Source organism: Streptomyces sp. NPDC055400, from assembly GCF_053644375.1.
The window spans coordinates 192,708-210,297 of the sequence record NZ_JBSHLM010000004.1; the positions used below are offsets into that span (position 1 = coordinate 192,708).

Below are 17,590 nucleotides of genomic sequence, written 5' to 3' on the forward strand. Positions count from 1 at the left end.
AAGGATGACCGGGAGTCCGTGCACCGACCGGACCCCACGCCACCTCACCCCACCGCCCGGGAGCCCCCCGATGAGCATCCGCAGGATCGCCCCGAACCTCACGACGAAGTCCCCGGAGTCGATGGCCGAGAACCGCGGCTTCTACGGCCTGCTCGGCTTCGAGGAGGCGATGAACATGGGCTGGGTGATGACCCTCGTGTCCCCCTCCAACCCGACCGCCCAGGTCAGCTTCCTCACCCACGACGAGACCGCGCCCGTGATCCCGGACCTCAGCGTGGAGGTCGAGGACGTGGACGCGGTCTACGAGCAGGTACGGGCATCCGGCGCGGAGATCGTCCACGACCTGCGCGACGAGGAGTGGGGCGTGCGCCGCTTCTTCGTACGGGACCCGGAGGGGCGAGTGGTGAACGTGCTGGGGCACCGGCAGCCGGGCTAGAGCCTTTCGTCCGGATCAGGGTCTAGGAGCGCCGGTCGGCCAGCACGTACGACGCGGCGGCGACGCCCCCGGCGGCCGTGAACACGGCGGGCCAGGCGCCGAGCTTCTTGGCGAGCGGGTGCGACCCGGCGAAGGCGGCGACATAGGCACCACCGAGCACGGCGGCGACCCTGCCCCCGGCGGCCTGCCGCCACTGAGCCCCGGCCGCGATGCCGGCGGTGGCCAGCACGACGCCGCCGAGCTGCCGCTTCTTGGTGAACCGGGCCACGGCGTACCCGCCGACAATCCCGCTCGCGGCCACCGCGGCCGCCGGTACCTTCGCCATCACTGCCTCGCTTCTCCGTCATGTGCGGCCCGGGGTGGACGTGGACCGATTCGAGGCTAACGCGCGGGATTGCGGCACCTGCGGGCAGGTTCGGTTCCCCGCGTACGGGGATCCAGGGCGCCGTCGTATGCGGCTCGCGGTGCATACGAGTGGAAGCACGACTCGGCCGCCAACCAGAAGCCGAGCCACCCGGTCATGACCGTCCTCTCTTCGGAATTCTCGTCGATGTTGTGCTGGGTGAGTTCCTGAGCCTTCTCGACCGATTCGAAGGTGGACGCTCCGCCGATGGACGGCTTGCCGTGCGGCCAGGCCGCCGTCGGTGGGCCACCCTGGTCGCGCAGCCGTTGCGCGAGCTCGCGCCCCCGCCCCGACCCGGTCGGCCGGGTGCTGCTCCAGGCGATGATGCTGGCGGGCCGCGACCCCGTCGACGTACGGTCCGCACGCGTGATCGTCAAGCGGGACGACGCGAGCCCGCACGGCTTCGTCGTGCACGCCACGTTCCCGGTCTACCTGTAGCCACCCGTATCACCCCGTAGAGGACGCCGCAGCCCTGCCCATGAACCCCCTCGAACACGACCGACGTTACGGCGAGCTGGACCAGGTGATGCGCGCCTACGCCGGCCAGGCCGCCGACGACACCGAGGACAAGCCGAGCACCGCCCTCACCGCCTATCTGCGCCACACCTGGCACACGCGCCCCTGGGCACTGGCCACAGCATCGAAGAGGGCGAAGTCCCGCCGCTCACCTCCCCGTTGACCCACTGGGAGTGGCACGCCCGCTACCCGGAGGCGGCGCAGTTCCTCGGCGGCTGGTTCTCCCAGGACATGCCGGACGAGTTCGCCGACCACGACGAGGCGATCGCCGACTACGCGGCCACGACCGACCCGCACCTGGTGGCGCGCCTGGCCGGAGAACTCCACGAGCTGCTGGCGCTGCCCCTCGACGAATCCGACTACGCACAGGCGCTGGCGGAACTGGGCATGGAGGTCGACCCTCCGGCGCCGTACAGCCCGTCGGGGTGGCTGGCGCGGGTGGCGGTGCAGGTGGGCGGGGGCGGGTTCGTGGCGGATTACGGGGAGGGACGGGGGCCGGGCGGGGAGTAGGGGGCCAGCAAACAGTCGGTCACGGGACATGTGGCACGGGACACGGGTACAGGTACCCCAAGACATGCTCCGCGTAAGGAAATTGAAAGCCGCCCAATAAGACGATTCGCGACCGAAGGCTGGGGTGCTACGTTCCCGGCCATGCCCAACACCACTGACACCGCCATGGCCGCCAAGTCCGAGATAGACGCGATCACGGCCGAGTTCTTCGGCGCGTTCGACAACAGGGGCGGCAGCGAGGCGGACGTCGACCGGATCCGCCGGCTCACGATCCCGGGTGCGCTGATCGTGAGCACCGGCCCGGCGACCACGGCCTACACGGTGGACGAGTTCATCGAGCCGCGCCGCAAGCTCCTGTCGGACGGCCGGTTGGTTGAGTTCTCCGAGTGGGAGACGACCGAACGGACCGAGATCGCGGGCGACATCGCAGCGCGCTTCGGCGAGTACCGCAAGTCAGGCGTCATGAACGGCGAACCGTTCGAGGGCGGCGGCACGAAGTCCATCCAGTTCGTCCGCCTGCCGGAGGGCTGGCGCATCGCTTCGTTCACTTGGTATGACCAGCCTTGACGGACGCCGCGCGGGAACCGGGCGTCATCTGCGATCTCTTACTGACCCGCGCTCGTCTGTAACTCAGCGTCTGGCCGGCTCGTCGTCATGGCCATCAGGCACGGGGAGGCGGGCGCCTCTGCTACGGGCGATGCGGTGCACGTCGTGAAGTGCCTCGGCCAATCGGGCTGCCAGGAAGCGGAGTTGGTGCGCGGTCGGCCTGCTGTCGCCGAGCAGGTCGGTGGCGTGGTCGAGGAGCTCTTCGGCCATGTCGAGCTGAACGGACTCGACGCTGTCGGCGACGCGGGTGAGAGGGCTGCTGCCCGTGCCGTCGCTGAGGAGGTAGCAGGGATTCCCGTCGAGGTTGGACCAGGGCAGGAGCCTGGGCCGGCTGACGGATGTGGCGTCGTGGCCCTGGTGAATCACGCGACCACCTCGATGCCGTGGATGCGGCGCGGGCCGATGTCCACGCCATGCACGGCCAGCCAGAGGGCGCGGCGACGGGAGCGCTGCCGCTTCGCCTGCTCCCGCTGCTCGTGGGCGAGGAGGTAGGGGCGGACGAGTCGGGAGTCTTCTCCGCGGAGGGGCGCCGTGTGCGGGGAGGGGCGGCGGGGCGGAGTGGGGACTACGGGTACGGGGTCCAGCGGCGCCGCCGTGTGCTGTCGATGCCGCCCGGATGCGGGCCACGCAAGCCGCAGCAGTGGCTCGATAAGTCGGGCGATAGAGTTCAACACGTCATCAACTCCAGTGAGGTTGGTGGCCATGCCCCCGGACCGTCGTTAGCGGTCGCGGGGGTCTTCCGTACCTGAGGGCAGGTCGACCTGCATGGACATCGCTGTGTAGCGATCTACTTACAGAGTGGTACGGCGACCATTACGCTCACCAGGGGGTTTGTGGTGACTAGGCCGCTGTCACACGGGAGTTGACGATGAGTAGCACCTATGGGGATTGGTTCAGGGCTCAGCGCGAGGCGGCTGGCCTGACTCAACAGGAGCTGGCCGCCAGGGCGATCATGACGCGTTCGCACATCGCGCACATTGAAGCCGGGCGTCGTCTTCCGTCAAAGGAGGATGCGCAGCGGCTGGACAAGGCGCTGAACACGGGGGACGTGCTGAGTAGCTTCCTGCCGGCGGAAGATGCGGCGGTCGCCGAGTACTTTGAGACGGCCCTTCAGCTCGAACAGCAGGCCACCATCATCCGCGAGTTCGCGTTGTCCTTCATCCCGGGCATCCTCCAAACGGAAAGGTACGCACGTGCGGTTCTGGGCACGTCGTTCCCTCCTGTGGGGCAAGAGGAGCGTGACAGGCGCCTTGTCACACGCCTTGAGCGCGCAAAGATCCTTGCGGATCCAGTGGCGCCCGTAGTGTGGGCCTTACTGGACGAAGCCGTACTACGCCGCCAAATCGGCGGCCCGCACGTGATGGCGGAGCAGATCGGTCATCTCACGAGCCTCATCGAGGTCGGCCGGATCCAACTACACGTACTGCCTTTCACGTTGGGCATCCATCCCCTGCTGAACAACATGCTCACGCTGATGTGGTTCGAGGACCAGCCACCCATGGCGTACGGCGAGGGGCTGTACATGGGAAAGATCCACGACAGCCCATCCGTGGTTCAGGAGCTGCAACATCGCTACGATTTCGCCCTGGGCAACGCGCTGCCGCTCAAGGAATCATTGGCTCTACTCAGGGCAACAGCAAGGGACTACGAACGCCATGACTGACCGAAGCATCCCGCACGCGGCGTCACTGAAGGGCTGGCGGAAGTCCTCCTACAGCAACGACCAGGGCGGCAGCTGCCTGGAAGTCCTGGACAACCACCCCGTAGGCATCCCCGTCCGCGACTCCAAGACCCCGAACGGGCCCGCACTGGTCTTCCCTGCGACTGGCTGGTCCTCGTTCGTCACAGCGATCAAGGCCGGAAGCCTCCACTCCTGACTCTCGGGCTGGAGGTATGACAGTCATCGCAACGCTGCCGCACCTCCCGATCGGGCACCCACTACGGCACGACGCCGACGAACCCCCGGGGAATGGGAGCCTGTTGACCGACCAGGGCGTGTTGCGGAATTCCGTGCGGGCGCCGCCCAGGCACTGCACCGCTACTTGCGCTGGCGCAACGCCAACGCCCGCCACCCCGACGTACTTGCCGCCCAACGCAAGGAACGCGCCCGCATCCGCAGCGAGAAGGTCATCCGCTGCGGCAGACGCCCCCTCAATGCCGCAGCCTGACCGACCGTGAACCGCAGCCCCGGAGTGCCGAAAGGGACAAGTTCACGAGAAGGACAGCGACAGAAGGACGATTCAGGAGGCGGACGGCTCGATCTCGCCCGCAAAGACGATGACCTGATCGATGAGGCTCCGCCGCAGATGGACGACGTCCGTTCCCGCCAGGCGGGGGCCTCCATCCGGCGTGGTGAAGACCCACTGGTACCGGGCCCACTCGTCAGGCATGTCCACCGCTGAGCAGCGCACCATCGTGCCGGTCCCCGCCGGGTGGCGCCGGATGTCCAGCACGAACCGCTCGACCGCCGCGATTCCTTCGCTGCGACCCAACGGCCCCCAGAAGACCACGTCTGAGGTCAGGGCCTGGGAGAGCAGGGCAGTCACATAGTTGTCGTCCGAGGCGTTAAACGCGGAGATGAACGTGTCGATCGCGGAGCGTGCCGTCTCTTCCTGCATGCCCCAGTAATACCAGCCGTTGCGCGTGTGCTCGTCCCGCGAGCCGCCTTCCGATCACGGTGGACCATCCCGGTCACAGCACTAGTCACGCTCCTGTGAGCGGCGAAACGGGCGGCGGCTAGCGGCCAGATACATGAACGGCAGTGTGTGTGGGACACGCGGGCGAGGACGCGGCGCTGGACCGGGGATGGCTCCTCGGGCACTTCAAGAACGCCGCAGATCCTCGCCACAGTGAGGCTGTAGGGATCAAATGGGGCGTCCACTCGCGTGGCGACGAGCGAATGCAGTGGGTCAGGGGCAAGGAACGAACGGCTCTCGTGGTCCTCATCAGCGGTCGCTTCCACGTGGAACTCCCCGGTCGCCGTGTGCTCCTGGCCCAGCAGGGTGATTACGTTGTGTGGGGTCACGGAGTCGATCACTCTTGGTTCGCTGAAGAGGAGTTGGTAGTGCTGACGGTTCGGTGGCCATCCGTACCCGGCCGGCGCTCGTCCAAATGGAGCGGCAAGCCGCAGCGGAACATCTTCAGTGGGTACGCGAGCAGCGGCAACAGGCCTGCACGAAGCTACTGGATGCTCACTCGGCGGCAGAGGACGCGCTGAAGCGAGCAGCTGCCGTGATACGTCGCGGTGGCAGTTTTCCCGATGCCGAACGTGACGAACTCACCAACCACATCTTTACCTTGCAGTCCTGTACGCGCCAACTGGCCCTCTGGGGTCCTGATGAAGCGGTGCGCTTGGCCCAGCTCCTCAGAGCCAAGACGGCTGAAGCTGCAGTGGCATTAACGCAAGCCCAACATGGAGTCGCCGATGCCGCAGGAAACCTTGAGTTGAGATGGGCTCGGTGGGCAGAGGAGGGCCGAGACGTGACGTCCCTACGGACTAGTTGCCTTGAGTTCGCCGGGCAGGTGCTGCGCGACCCGCGCCAGTCCCCCACATAGGAGGGCCACGACCGGGGCGATCGTGGCCCTCCGCTGACCGTGACTAGCTTGCGGCTACGGCCGAGTACGTCCACACTTCCGCCGGAATCTCGTGCTTGAGCTTCCACGTGATCGCCATCGGCTTGCTGCCCTCGTGCTTGTCGTACTCTGCCGGGCCAAGCAGCATCCATGGTTGGGCCCCGCCGATATCGGTGCTCTTGTATCGGCGCACGAAGAGAAGAACGTGACTGCCTTCGGCGACATGGTGCTGGTAGCGCTGTCCGGTGGGAGAGCTCTCCGACGTCTGGTTCTGAGACTCCCAGTGGAAGAGCTTCGTAGTCACGGCATAGTCGTGGTAGCGAGTTTGCGGGGAGAAGTCCTTCTCGTTCTTCTCCCGGGTGATCAGCAGGGCATCCGTCTTTAAGGACTCACACCACTTCACACCTTCGCGGAAGTCGCCCGGCATAAACCCTCCGATGTACGACTGACCAAGCGCCGGAAGGATCTCCTCGCGGGTGTACGAGGCGTGGACGGTCAGCGGCACCCCGGCATGGTCGCCAAGCAGGGGGATCGGGACATGTTCGGTGTGGGCGAGGTTGTATGCGAGTACTTGACGCAACTCGCTGCGCATTGCGTGCTGCTCGCGTAGGGCGGCGAACCCGGCGTCATAGTCCGCGAAGCCTTTGCGCGTAGTGCCGCCTAGCGGCCACAACTGGAAGAAGAGCATGCGGGCGTAGGCCTGCCCTTGCCCGTCGAGGTCCACATAGGCGGGCGCGTCGTCCTCGAGCATCCGTGTGTATGCCGCCACCCGGAGCGGATCGTCGACGTGCAGGAAGGATGGCACGCGCTTGAGGAGTGCAGCTTCACCTGTTGGCGGCTCGCTCTTGAGGAGCCGAGCTCTGCGGAGCAGGCCCGTCCACGAGTTGCCACTACCGCGGTAGAGCTCCTTCAACTCTCGTCCGCTTTCCTCGAGGTAGCGGCTCAACCGAGTCTCGCCGTAGTCCGCTACCTCTCGGGAGAGCGCAGTCACGTTCACGCCGATTTGTGCCTTGATGTTGTCGAGGATGGTGCGCTTGGCCTTCTCCTCTAGGAGGATCTGGCAACCCGATGGAAGCTGAGGGAAGTCCGCTTCAATGTGGTCGAGGAGTCGCTTGCGCGTGAGGTTTGTCAGTGCCCGAAACTGGTTCTCGAAGCGGAACTCCTTGCGGTGCTGGCCGATGAAGTCGAGCACCATCAGTACAGCCTTGTCCTCGGTGCGCCGCAAACCGCGTCCGAGTTGCTGAAGGAAGACCGTTGCGCTGGCCGTAGGGCGTAGCAAGAGCAACGTATCCACATCGGGAATATCCAACCCCTCGTTAAAGAGGTCGACCGAGAAGATGACTTGGAGATCCCCAGTCTTGAGGTCGTCAAGTGCCCGCTTGCGCTCACCCGCGTCTGTCTTGCCGGACAGTGCGACGGCATTCAGTCCAGCGGATCGGAAGAAGTCGGCCATAAACTCTGCGTGCCGGACCGAGACGCAGAATCCCAGGGCTCGCATGGATCCCGGATCTGCGATCTTCTCTTGGACTTTCTTTACGATGAGCCGAGCTCGGGTTTTATTGCCCGTAACTACGTTACTGAGGGCGGTTTCGTCATAGCCGCCCCGCTTCCAAGTTACTGAGCTCAAGTCGGTATTGTCGCTGACGCCGAAGTAGTGGAAAGGGCTGAGAAGGTCGTTCTCTAGGGCTTCCCAGAGCCGCATTTCAGCAGCGATCCGCCCATCGAAGAACTCATCCTGGATGTTGTGGCCGTCTGCTCGCTCCGGCGTTGCAGTCAGTCCGAGCAGTTCCATAGGCTTGAAGTGCTCGATGATCTTTCGGTACGTCGGTGCGGTTCCGTGATGGAATTCATCGATGACGATCACGTCAAAGTGATCAGACGGCAAGCTTTCCAAGGCGCGTGTATTGAGTGACTGAACGCTGGCAAACACATGTGTCCGCTGCTCGGGTGACTCTCCACTGTGCATCGCCTCCCCGAAGTTGGCGTCCACCAGCACGTCTTGATACGTACGCATCGACTGCTGGAGGATTTCCTTGCGATGCGCGACGAACAGCAACCGCAGGTCGCGTCCAGCCTTTTTACGGAGCTGCTTGTAGTCGAGCGCGGCCATCACTGTCTTACCGGTTCCAGTAGCGGCCACAAGAAGGTTGCTGTGCCGATCGTGTACCTCTCGCTCGACCTCGAGGCGCTCGAGCATGTCGCGCTGATGCGCGTACGGGCGGACTTCGAGGCCAGAGAGTGTGATGCTGCGAGGGGCGTCTGTTTTCGACGAGGAGCCGCTCGCGATGAGGAGCGCTTCCTTTAGGCGTGTCCCGTCAGCTTCTGGATCGTACGACTCAAAGGATGGATCGCTCCAGTACGCGTCAAACGTTGCTCCGAACTTGCGCATTACATCGGGTGTAGCAACGGAGGACAGCCGTACGTTCCACTCCAAGCCGTCGAGGAGAGCCGCTTTGGAGAGGTTGGAACTGCCTACATACCCGGTGTCGTACCCGCTATTGCGATGGAACAGCCAGGCTTTGGCATGGAGTCGCGTCGACCGTGTCTCGTAATTGACCTTAACTTCGGCATTGAATTCAGTTACCAACCGATCCAGGGCTCGGCGGTCGGTAGCGCCGATGTAGGTGGTCGTGAGGACGCGAATAGGTACACCCCGCTCGCGCGCTGCTGCCAAGGACTTTTCGATGACGTGCAAGCCATGCCATTTGACGAAGGCACAGAGTAGGTCCACGCGGTCTGCGGTGGCGAGCTCGGCGCGCAGCTCGAAGCCGAGGCTGGGGTCATCTGGTGAGTTGGTGATGAGCCCAGCATCAGAGAGGGGAGTGGCAGGCCGGATGGCGAAGACGCCTGGCGCCTCTTGCCTTGCCAGGGCCAGGAGTTGGTGAGGCCCATCGGCCACCAGCTCTACCCACTCCCGAGCACCGTCCAGGGTGCCTATGGACTCCAGGATGTGGTTGGCGGCGTGCACTCGCTCTTCGGCTGCTACGCCTTCGAGGACTCGCTTCACCGTCGAGGCGACGTGCCGTGCTAGCACGTGGGGAACGGACTGCTCGCCGACGGCACCGCTGACCGGATTCCATCCGAGGTTGGCTAGTTCCTTGAGCTGCTTCTCAAAACGCATGGTGATGAGTTGCTCGTACAGCCCGGCTGACGGAACCGACGTTGAGTTGCTGATGTCAGACACGCTTGCCCCCGAAAGTCATCTGGCTTATGCAGACGTTCTATCAGGGGCTAACGATGTTCTGGCTGGGTGAGGAGTTTTGAGTGGGCTGCCGTTCCTGACGCGCCCCGCTGGATCACTCGGCCGAGGCCCATGAACCTCTACCCCTCAGCCCCATGACACTCCCCATACCCCCGCCCCGACCCGCACCAGCACTCCGCCCCCCGCTCCGGCGGCCACGGCACCGCTCGGCCTCGGGCCGCGAGCGTCGTGGCGTACTGCGGGAGCAGGGAGGCGTCCGTCGGGGACGAGGACTCCGACGCCGCGAACGCCTCGTACGACGGGACCGTGCCCGTGACGATGCCCAGGTTCGGGGTGCCGGAGGCCGCGAGTTCGCGGAGGGAGGACTCTATGGTCGCCAAGTGCTCCTCGTGGGAGGGGTATTCGGCGGACAGGGAGGGGTAGGCCGCCACCAGTTCCGATAGTTCCGACTCCGTCCAGTGCAGTACCGCCACCGGGAACGGGCGGGACAGTGCCTGCCTGTACGAGCCCAACTCCGCGCGCAGGCGCAGGATTTCGGCCCTCAGTTCCGCCGGGTTGTCCGAGCCGAGCGCCCACGTCCGGTTCGGGTCGTGGAGTTCGTCCAGGGTCACCTCGGACTTGTGGACGCGGTCGGCGAGCGCGTCCCACTCGTCGTGCTCCAGGCCGATCAGGCGGCGTACGCGGTGGCGGCCCAGGAGGAGCGAGTGCGTCTCGTACGGCGGGTTGGTGCGCTCCGCCTCCGGCAGGAGCAGCGTCAGGGCCTCCGTGAAGGACTCGTGCGCCGCTTCCAGTTCGTCGTGCGACTCCAGGGCCCCCGCCACGATCACGTACGCGGCCGGGTCCTTCGGGGCCGCCGTCCGGATGCCCGTGATGATCGCGCGGGCCTCCGCCTCGTGGCCGTACTCCCACAGGTTCGCGGCCATCAGGGCCTTCACCAGATGCGGCTGCTCCAGCTCGGACGGCGGTCCGGCGATGAGGCCGTCGTACAGCGAGGCCGCGCGTTGGCGGACATCCGCCAGTTCGTAGTGCGCCGCGGCCTGGAGGAGCAGCTGCTCCGCGTCCTCCGGGTACAGGCCGGCGATGCGCTCCAGGCGCTCGGCTTCGGCGATGTGGTTGACAGGGTCTACAGGCTCGGCGGGCGTAGCAGGCGTGTCGGGGCGCATGGGGGACACGGTACTGCCGACCACCGTCACCGGCGCCAGGTCACCACCGGCTCACGTATCCGTTGCTTTCGTTCCATATGTACGCCAAGCGCCCGACCACCACGGCCAGCGTTCCCGCCCACAGGACCGTTCCCGTCCACAGCCAGGCCACGCAGGAGCGGTAGCGGCGGTCGGTGTCCAGGGCCGCGAGCGCGGGGTGCGCCGGGTCGACGCGTATGCGTACGCGGCGGCCTTCCGGGAGTGCGTGGGGGCCCACCTCGTCGGGCAGCGCCTGTTCGTGCGCCGTGCCGTCGGCCGCCGTCCAGCTGACCACCGGGTGCAGCGCCGCGTACGACGCCTCGTTGGACGCGACGTGGCCCGTCACGGTCGCGTCGACCACTGTGCCGGTGCTGCGCCGGAGCGTCTCGGTGACGAGTTGCAGAACCTGCGAGACGGACAGGAAGAGGCCCGTTGCGAACGGGATCAGTGCGAGCAGCCAGAGGGGACCCATGAGGCGCGATCTTAAGGGCGGACCGGTCGGGCGGCAGGGGTGGGGGACTGGCCGGTCCCGCAGACAGCCGGCCGGTCTTCACCTGGCTCTGTTGAGGAGGCCCTGGCGTTCACGCCAGGGGGGAATCGGCTCCTGTGTTCGCGACGCGGAGCGTCGCCGTATGCCGTCGGCTTCGTAAGGGTGCGGAGCGCCCGCGATCGGTTCTGCCCGGCGGCGCCGGGAAATGCGAACACCTGTCCAGGACGTCACCGGATCGCGCAAAAGGATACGAAAGTCGGTTGTGTGTACGGGGGTTGGCTCTAGCGTCAGGTGTCATGAAGCTGGTGGTGCAGGTCAAGCTGCTGCCGACGCCCGAGCAGGCGGCGGCTCTGGAAACGACCCTGCGCGCCTGCAACCGGGCTGCCACCCACGTCGCATCCGTCGCGTTCGGCACGGGTGTGAAGGACCGCAACGGGCTGCAGAAACTTCTCTACGCAGACATCAAGGCGGCCTTCGGACTATCGGCGCAGCCCGCGGTGCGGGTGGTGAAGAAGGTCGTCGATGCCTACGCCACGCTGGCTGCTCAGGCCAGGGCCGGACTCCTCGGCAAGGCCACCTCGAAGCGCTACCGCAAGGCGATGAACAGCCCGGTCAGCTTCCGGCCCGAGGCGGCGCAGCCGTTCGACGACCGCTGCCTGTCCTGGCAGAGCGATGCACGCACGGTCTCGATCTGGACTGTCGACGGCCGGATGAAGACCCTTCGCTATACCGGCTCCGCCGGCCAGCTGAAGGTCCTGGACGAGCACCGTAAGGGTGAGTCCGATCTCGTGCAGCGCGGCGGGAAGTGGTTCCTGATCGCCACCTGCGACCTGCCCGAACCCGACGTCGTGGAGCCGGCGGACTTCATCGGTGTCGATCGCGGCATCGTCAGCCTCGCCACCACCTCCGACGGCACCAACTACCAGGGCCGCGGCTTGCGGCGCTACCGGAACTGGTGCGCCCGCAAACGGGCTGAGCTGCAGAAGAAGCAGACGTGCTCGGCCACCCGCCGTCTGGCGCGGCGGTCGAAGAAGGAGAAGCGGCATGCCACCCACCTGAACCACCGCATCAGCAAGGAGATCGTGTCGGTTGCGCAACGCACCGGTCGTGGGATCGCCGTCGAAGAACTCGACGGGATCCGGGACCGGGTACGGCTTCGACGCGACCAGCGCGGCACGCTCTCCTCCTGGCCCTTCCACCAGCTCGGACAGCATCTCGCCTACAAGGCCCGACAGGCCGGGGTGGCTTTCCTTGAGGTGGATCCGGCCCATACCTCGCAGCGCTGCCCGCGCTGCGGCCATACCGAGAAGGCCAACCGGCCCACTCGGGACCACTTCTGTTGTCGTCGGTGCGGTCTCGCTGGACCCGCCGACGTCGTCGCCGGGGTCAACGTGCGCGAGCGCGCACGCTCGGCGTGGGCATTTGTCACCATGCCCGTCCCCGCCACCCCGGCATAGCCGGAGCCGAAGGGGAGATGCGACCCGTGACCGTCCCGTCGTAGGGGACAGTCGGGAGCGCGACAAGGTGTAGACGCTTCAGAGCGAACAAGCTCGGTCGTTTACGGCCGAGAAGGTGACTGGTGAGTTACGGAGGCAGGGTCTATCTTGCGGCCGTGCGCGAGCGGAAGCGGAAGCGGGAGTGGCGAGGGGGCCGGGACCGGGATCGGGAGCGGCGCCCTGTCGTCGTGCGGCAGGGGCCGCGCGCGGGACTCCGTGCGTCCGGGCGACGGCACTCGGCTCTGCGCGCGGGACGCCGTGCGTTCGGTCGCCGCCCCTCGACCCTCGGTCGTCCGCAGGGGCCGCGCCCCTCGACCCTGCGCCGCACCCTGTGGACCGGCGCCGAGATCACCGTCACCGTTGGGGTCGTCCTTCTCCTTCTCGTCGTCCATCAGCTGTGGTGGACCAACCGCGAGGCCCGGGCCGGCGCCGAGCGCAAGGTGCGGGCGCTGGAGCGGGAGTGGGCGGCCACCCCCTCGGACGGGCAGGGCGACGGGGGCCGGGACCGAGCCTCCGTTCCGGCCGCCGGCGACAGCCCGGCCGGATCCGGGGCGGGCGGCGACGGCAGCCGGTCCACCCGGCGCACCACTCCCGCCACCGCACCCCCCAAACCCCGCTGGGACCAGGCCTACGCCGTCCTCACCATCCCCCGCCTCGGCCTCACCGTCCCCGTCGCCGAGGGCGTCGGGAAGCAGAACGTCCTCAACAAGGGCTACGTCGGCCACTACCCCGCCACCGCCCAGCCCGGCCGCGCCGGGAACTTCGCGCTCGCCGGGCACCGCAACACCCACGGGGAGCCCTTCCGCTACATCAACCGGCTGCGCAAGGGCGACGAGGTCCAGGTGCGTACGCGCGGCGCCGAGTACACGTACGTCGTCGACAAGACCCTCGCGCAGACCTCCGCCCGCGACGGCGGCGTCATCGCGGGCGTGCCGCGCAGCGCGGTCGTGCGGGGCGCCGGGTACAGCGAGCCGGGGTACTACATCACGCTCACCACCTGCACGCCCGAGTACACGTCCAAGTTCCGGCTCGCGGTGTGGGGGAAGCTGCGGTCGATGCGGCCCCGGTGAGCGAGTGGACGCGGCCCCGGTGAGCGCGGGGCCGAGAAGCCGCCCCTTCATCCGATCCGGGCTCATCCTGTATAACGGGCAGAACGCCACAACACGTCGACGGGGCGGAACGCCACAACACGTGGACGGGACCGAGCAGCGGGAAGGAGGGACGCCGGACATGACGCGCACCTGGGGCACGGCCCTGCGGCCCGCCGCCCTGCTCCTCTTCCTCCTCGTCGAGACCGTTCTCGTCGACACCGGCAGCCTCACCGCCGCCGTCGCGCTCGCCGCGACCGCCGCCGCGGGCTCCGCACTCGCCGTCTGCTCCCTGCTCGCCGCGCGCAGCGCCCCCGCCGTGCCCCGCACCCGGGTCCGCACCACGATGCGCGACCGTGCGCAGCGCACCGCGTTCCTGCCGCAGCGCGATCCCGACGCCCGCGGGCGCAGCCGACCCCGAGCACCCGGCCGTCTCCTCCTGACGGCCGCGTAGGGGACCCGCTCCACCCGCAGTCCCCTACGGGCCGTCACGCCGATCGGCCGCCCTTCCCGGCGGTCTTCCGATTCCGGCACGACGGGACCCCCGGAGGGCTCACCCATGTCGACGTTCATGTCTGTCTTCGCCAGCCTGGTCGAGCACATCGCCGACCTGCTCGACCCGATCTTCCACACCTCGGCGACCGCGGCGGCGATCGTCCTGTTCACCGCGTTCGTACGTCTTCTCGTGCACCCCCTGTCCCGGGCCTCGGCCCGCGGGCAGCGCCAGCGCGCCAAGCTCCAGCCGCGCATCGCCGAGCTGCGCAAGAAGCACAGGAAGAGCCCCGAGAAGCTCCAGAAGGCGATCATGGAGCTGCACAAGGAGGAGAAGGTCTCGCCGCTGTCCGGCTGCCTGCCGAGCCTCTTCCAGCTCCCCGCCTTCTTCCTGCTCTACCACCTGTTCTCGAACGGCAGCATCGGCGGCGAGCCCAACGCCCTGCTCGGCCACACCCTCGGCGCCGCGCCGCTCGGCGGGCGCTTCAAGGACGCGCTCGCGGACGGCGGGCTCTTCGGCGCGCAGGGCGTCGTCTATCTGGTCCTGTTCGCGATCATCGCGGCGGTGGCGAGCTTCAACTACGGGCGTACGAAGCGTCAGATGGCGGCTCAGCCGGTGCTGCCGGCCGCCGCCACGGACGGGCCGCAGGCGCCGGGCGCGGGCGCGATGGCCTCGATGACGAAGATCATGCCGCTGATGTCGTTCATGACGCTGTTCACGGTGGGCTTCGTGCCGCTCGCGGCCGCCCTGTACGTGGTCACGAGCACGACGTGGAGCGCCGTCGAGCGGGCTGTCCTCTACCGCGACATGCCCTCTGCCGCGGCGCTTGCTCCTGCCTAGGCGGGGGTCCCCCTGCTCTTCGAGAGCTTGGGGGAGGTCCAGTCCGTGAACGGGGTATTGCGGACTGGACGCGGACCTTGGACGATCGACCAGTCCTCCGATGGCTGCACCCGTCGGGAGGTCCCTCCTCGATCAAGGAGTCTCAACCATGAAGCTGCTGCGAGTCGGTACCGCGGGGGCGGAGCGCCCGGCCCTGCTCGATGCCGAAGGTGTCCTGCGTGACCTGGGCGGAGTCGTCCCCGACATCGATGGGGAACTGCTCGCCGACGACGCGGCGCTGGGCCGCGTACGGGCCGCCGCCGAGTCCGGCGAGCTGCCCGTGCTGGACGCGGACGGCCTGCGGGTCGGCCCGCCGGTCGCGCGGATCGGCAAGGTCGTGTGCATCGGCCTGAACTACCACGACCACGCCGCCGAGACCGGCGCCGAGCCGCCGTCGGAGCCCGTTGTCTTCTTCAAGGCGGCGGACACGGTCGTCGGCCCCGACGACACCGTGCTCGTACCGCGCAAGTCCGTGAAGACGGACTGGGAGGTCGAGCTGGCGATCGTCATCGGGCGCACGGCGCGCTACCTGGAGTCGCACGAGGAGGCCCTGGCGCACATCGCCGGATACGCGGTGGCGCACGACGTCTCCGAGCGCGAGTTCCAGATCGAGCGCGGCGGCACGTGGGACAAGGGCAAGAACTGCGAGACGTTCAACCCGCTGGGCCCCTGGCTCGTGACGGCGGACGAGGTCCCGGACCCGCAGGCGCTCGGCCTGAAACTGTGGGTCAACGGCGAGCTGAAGCAGAACGGCTCCACGGCCGACCAGATCTTCCCGGTCGCCGAGGTGGTCCGGTACGTCAGCCAGTTCATGACCCTGTACCCGGGCGACGTGATCAACACGGGGACGCCGGCGGGCGTGGCGATGGGGCAGCCCGAGCCGAAGCCGTACCTGCGCGCCGGGGACGTGGTGGAGCTGGAGATCGAGGGTCTGGGGCGCCAGCGCCAGGAGCTCAAGGACGCGTAAGCGCTCCGCTGGGTCAGGTGGGGAACTGCGGGGGCCATCGGGTGGCGGTCGTTTGTCGGCCGCGGTCCGTTGTGGCTGAGCGCGCAGTTCCCCGCGCCCCTTTCAGGGGCGCTTCCCCTTACCCGGCGATGAAGAGGTCGAGGGCCTTGACCACCAGTGCGTGGTCCTCCAGCTGGGGGAGGCCGGAGACCACCACCGCTCCGATGACTCCCGCGCCCTCGACGGCGAGCGGGAACGCGCCGCCGTGTGCCGCGTACGTGTCCGGGTCGAGCCTGGACGAGTCCTCGAACGTCGTGCCCTTCGCCCGGAAACGGGTTCCGACCAGCAGCGACGAGCAGGCATAGCGCTCGACGACGCGGCGCTTGCGGGCGATCCAGGCGTCGTTGTCCGGGGTCGAGCCCGGGAGCGCCGCGTGGAAGAGCTGCTGGCCGCCGCGCGTGATGTCGATCGCCACCGGCGCGTTGCGCTCCCGGGCCAGCTCGACGAGCAGCGAGCCCAGCTCCCAGGCGTCCTCGTAACCGAACCTGGGCAGGACCAGGCGGCGCTCCTGCTCTTCGATCTCCTCGGCCGTCGGCGCGCTCACAGGGCCACCGTCACACCGTCGCGGGCCGAGCGGCGGGCCGCCTCCAGGACGTCGAGCGCGGCCGCGGCCTGCTCGGCGGTGACCGGGTTCTCGCCGGTGCCGCGCAGCGCGGCGGCGATGGCCGCGTAGTACGCGGGGTAGGCGCCGGGGAGCGTCTCGACGGGGCGTCCGCCGCCGGTCAGAGGCGACTCTCCGGAACCGATCCGCCCCCACATCGACTCGGGCTCCACGCCCCAGGGCTCGCCGGCCGCCGGGATCGTGCCCTCGCGCAGCACCGCCTCCTGAGGGTCGAGGCCGTACTTCACATAGCCGGCCTGCGAGCCGAGGACGCGGAAGCGCGGGCCGAGCTGGGCCGCGGTCGCGGAGACGTACAGGTGGGAGCGGACGCCGCTCGCGTGCGTGATCGCGATGAACGTGTCGTCGTCGGCCGCCGCGCCCGCGCGCCGCACGTCCGACTCCGCGTAGACCGAGACCGCCGGGCCGAACAGGACCAGGGCCTGGTCGACGACGTGGCTGCCGAGATCGTAGAGGAGACCTCCGATCTCTTCCGGGTCGCCGGACTCGCGCCAGCCGCCCTTGGGCTGCGGCCGCCAGCGCTCGAAGCGCGACTCGAAGCGCCAGATGTCGCCGAGGCTGCCGAGTTCACCGTCCGCGATCAGGCTCCGCAGCGTCAGGAAGTCGTTGTCCCAGCGGCGGTTCTGGAAGACCGAGAGGAGCAGGCCGCGCTCCCCGGCGAGGGCCGCGAGCTCGCGCGCCTCGGCCGCGGTGCCGGCGATCGGCTTGTCGACGACGACCGGGAGGCCCGCCTTGAGGGCGGCCGTCGCGATCGGTACGTGCGTCTTGTTCGGGGAGGCGATGACGATCAGGTCGAGCTCGTCGGCCAGGGGCCACAGCTCGTCGGGCGTGGCCACGAAGCGGATGCCGTCACCGAAGGAGGCGCGGGCCTGCGCCTGCCGTTCCGGGTTCGAGGTGACGACCGTGTCGAGTACGAGGCCGTCGGTCGCCGCGATCAGCGGGGCGTGGAAGACGGAGCCCGCCAGGCCGTAGCCGACGAGACCGACGCGGAGGGGGGAGCCGGTGGCCCCAGCCGTACCTGATGTCATGCCTTCAGTCATGCATCCACTTAAGCAACGGTGTTGCCAAAGTGCAAGCGGAAGGGACAATGGG

The 17,590-nt window shown here is 67.9% G+C and carries 18 protein-coding genes and 4 pseudogenes; 13 read left to right on the forward strand and 9 right to left on the reverse strand.

Features of this window, described 5'->3' with window-relative positions; translation table 11 throughout:
- Window positions 1–70: 70 nt before the first annotated feature.
- On the forward strand, window positions 71–436 hold the full coding sequence (locus ACWIGU_RS12140) for a VOC family protein (protein ID WP_454399924.1): 366 nt from the start codon (window positions 71–73) through the stop codon (window positions 434–436).
- Window positions 437–458: 22 nt separating this feature from the next.
- On the opposite strand, the gene ACWIGU_RS12145 is transcribed toward ACWIGU_RS12140, so the two are convergent.
- Window positions 459–761, reverse strand: coding sequence for a hypothetical protein (locus ACWIGU_RS12145; RefSeq protein ID WP_454399926.1), 303 nt, complete (start codon window positions 759–761; stop codon window positions 459–461).
- Between the two features lie 363 nt (window positions 762–1,124).
- Here ACWIGU_RS12145 and ACWIGU_RS12150 point away from each other — a divergent pair.
- The 3 genes and pseudogenes from ACWIGU_RS12150 to ACWIGU_RS12160 all read left to right on the forward strand — a co-directional run.
- Window positions 1,125–1,277 (forward strand): annotated as a pseudogene (locus tag ACWIGU_RS12150) (RNase A-like domain-containing protein); the annotation flags it as partial.
- 34 nt (window positions 1,278–1,311) lie between these two features.
- A pseudogene (locus tag ACWIGU_RS12155) lies at window positions 1,312–1,865 on the forward strand (contact-dependent growth inhibition system immunity protein).
- Window positions 1,866–2,006: 141 nt separating this feature from the next.
- On the forward strand, window positions 2,007–2,432 hold the full coding sequence (locus ACWIGU_RS12160; RefSeq protein WP_454399928.1) for a DUF4440 domain-containing protein: 426 nt from the start codon (window positions 2,007–2,009) through the stop codon (window positions 2,430–2,432).
- 63 nt (window positions 2,433–2,495) lie between these two features.
- Here ACWIGU_RS12160 and ACWIGU_RS12165 read toward each other — a convergent pair whose 3' ends face one another.
- Complete coding sequence (locus ACWIGU_RS12165) at window positions 2,496–2,837, reverse strand: hypothetical protein (protein WP_454399930.1); 342 nt, start codon at window positions 2,835–2,837, stop codon at window positions 2,496–2,498.
- Window positions 2,834–3,145: a hypothetical protein gene (locus ACWIGU_RS12170; protein WP_454399932.1), complete on the reverse strand. Its 312-nt coding sequence runs from the start codon at window positions 3,143–3,145 to the stop codon at window positions 2,834–2,836. Before ACWIGU_RS12170 ends, ACWIGU_RS12165 begins: the two co-directional genes overlap by 4 nt.
- A 194-nt stretch (window positions 3,146–3,339) precedes the next feature.
- Here ACWIGU_RS12170 and ACWIGU_RS12175 point away from each other — a divergent pair, with 194 nt between their 5' ends.
- From ACWIGU_RS12175 to ACWIGU_RS12185, 3 genes and pseudogenes are all read left to right on the forward strand, one after another.
- On the forward strand, window positions 3,340–4,134 hold the full coding sequence (locus ACWIGU_RS12175) for a helix-turn-helix domain-containing protein (protein WP_356273144.1): 795 nt from the start codon (window positions 3,340–3,342) through the stop codon (window positions 4,132–4,134).
- On the forward strand, window positions 4,127–4,348 hold the full coding sequence (locus tag ACWIGU_RS12180; protein ID WP_454399934.1) for a DUF397 domain-containing protein: 222 nt from the start codon (window positions 4,127–4,129) through the stop codon (window positions 4,346–4,348). Before ACWIGU_RS12175 ends, ACWIGU_RS12180 begins: the two co-directional genes overlap by 8 nt.
- 147 nt (window positions 4,349–4,495) lie before the next feature.
- Window positions 4,496–4,639, forward strand: a pseudogene (locus ACWIGU_RS12185) (IS630 family transposase); the annotation flags it as partial.
- Window positions 4,640–4,711: 72 nt separating this feature from the next.
- Here ACWIGU_RS12185 and ACWIGU_RS12190 read toward each other — a convergent pair.
- Window positions 4,712–5,089 (reverse strand): nuclear transport factor 2 family protein, encoded by a 378-nt coding sequence (locus tag ACWIGU_RS12190; protein WP_266992928.1) that lies wholly within the window; start codon window positions 5,087–5,089, stop codon window positions 4,712–4,714.
- Between the two features lie 143 nt (window positions 5,090–5,232).
- Here ACWIGU_RS12190 and ACWIGU_RS12195 point away from each other — a divergent pair.
- A pseudogene (locus tag ACWIGU_RS12195) lies at window positions 5,233–5,568 on the forward strand (signal peptidase I); the annotation flags it as partial.
- Between the two features lie 501 nt (window positions 5,569–6,069).
- On the opposite strand, the gene ACWIGU_RS12200 reads toward ACWIGU_RS12195, so the two are convergent.
- From ACWIGU_RS12200 to ACWIGU_RS12210, 3 genes are all read right to left on the reverse strand, one after another.
- Window positions 6,070–9,165: a DUF3427 domain-containing protein gene (locus tag ACWIGU_RS12200; protein ID WP_454400541.1), complete on the reverse strand. Its 3,096-nt coding sequence runs from the start codon at window positions 9,163–9,165 to the stop codon at window positions 6,070–6,072.
- Between the two features lie 200 nt (window positions 9,166–9,365).
- On the reverse strand, window positions 9,366–10,409 hold the full coding sequence (locus tag ACWIGU_RS12205) for an SEC-C metal-binding domain-containing protein (protein WP_454399936.1): 1,044 nt from the start codon (window positions 10,407–10,409) through the stop codon (window positions 9,366–9,368).
- A 40-nt stretch (window positions 10,410–10,449) separates the two neighbouring features.
- Entirely contained in the window at window positions 10,450–10,899 is a 450-nt protein-coding gene (locus ACWIGU_RS12210; RefSeq protein WP_454399938.1) for a DUF3592 domain-containing protein, read from the reverse strand.
- A gap of 314 nt (window positions 10,900–11,213) precedes the next feature.
- Here ACWIGU_RS12210 and ACWIGU_RS12215 point away from each other — a divergent pair, with 314 nt between their 5' ends.
- The 5 genes from ACWIGU_RS12215 (at window position 11,214) to ACWIGU_RS12235 (ending at window position 15,840) form a co-directional block, all read left to right on the forward strand.
- Window positions 11,214–12,374, forward strand: coding sequence for an RNA-guided endonuclease InsQ/TnpB family protein (locus tag ACWIGU_RS12215; protein ID WP_454399940.1), 1,161 nt, complete (start codon window positions 11,214–11,216; stop codon window positions 12,372–12,374).
- A 356-nt stretch (window positions 12,375–12,730) separates the two neighbouring features.
- On the forward strand, window positions 12,731–13,483 hold the full coding sequence (locus tag ACWIGU_RS12220; protein WP_454400543.1) for a class E sortase: 753 nt from the start codon (window positions 12,731–12,733) through the stop codon (window positions 13,481–13,483).
- Window positions 13,484–13,643: 160 nt separating this feature from the next.
- The gene (locus tag ACWIGU_RS12225) at window positions 13,644–13,955 is read left to right on the forward strand and encodes a DUF6412 domain-containing protein (protein WP_356273154.1); all 312 of its coding nucleotides are present in this window, start codon (window positions 13,644–13,646) and stop codon (window positions 13,953–13,955) included.
- Window positions 13,956–14,060: 105 nt separating this feature from the next.
- Entirely contained in the window at window positions 14,061–14,834 is a 774-nt protein-coding gene (locus ACWIGU_RS12230) for a YidC/Oxa1 family membrane protein insertase (protein WP_454399942.1), read from the forward strand.
- Between the two features lie 148 nt (window positions 14,835–14,982).
- Window positions 14,983–15,840: a fumarylacetoacetate hydrolase family protein gene (locus ACWIGU_RS12235; protein WP_356273158.1), complete on the forward strand. Its 858-nt coding sequence runs from the start codon at window positions 14,983–14,985 to the stop codon at window positions 15,838–15,840.
- 118 nt (window positions 15,841–15,958) lie between these two features.
- Here ACWIGU_RS12235 and ACWIGU_RS12240 read toward each other — a convergent pair whose 3' ends face one another.
- Both ACWIGU_RS12240 and ACWIGU_RS12245 read right to left on the reverse strand, forming a co-directional pair.
- Entirely contained in the window at window positions 15,959–16,423 is a 465-nt protein-coding gene (locus tag ACWIGU_RS12240; protein ID WP_454399944.1) for a heme-degrading domain-containing protein, read from the reverse strand.
- Complete coding sequence (locus ACWIGU_RS12245) at window positions 16,420–17,538, reverse strand: Gfo/Idh/MocA family oxidoreductase (protein ID WP_454399946.1); 1,119 nt, start codon at window positions 17,536–17,538, stop codon at window positions 16,420–16,422. The genes ACWIGU_RS12240 and ACWIGU_RS12245 overlap by 4 nt, the downstream gene beginning before the upstream one ends.
- Window positions 17,539–17,590: the final 52 nt, after the last annotated feature.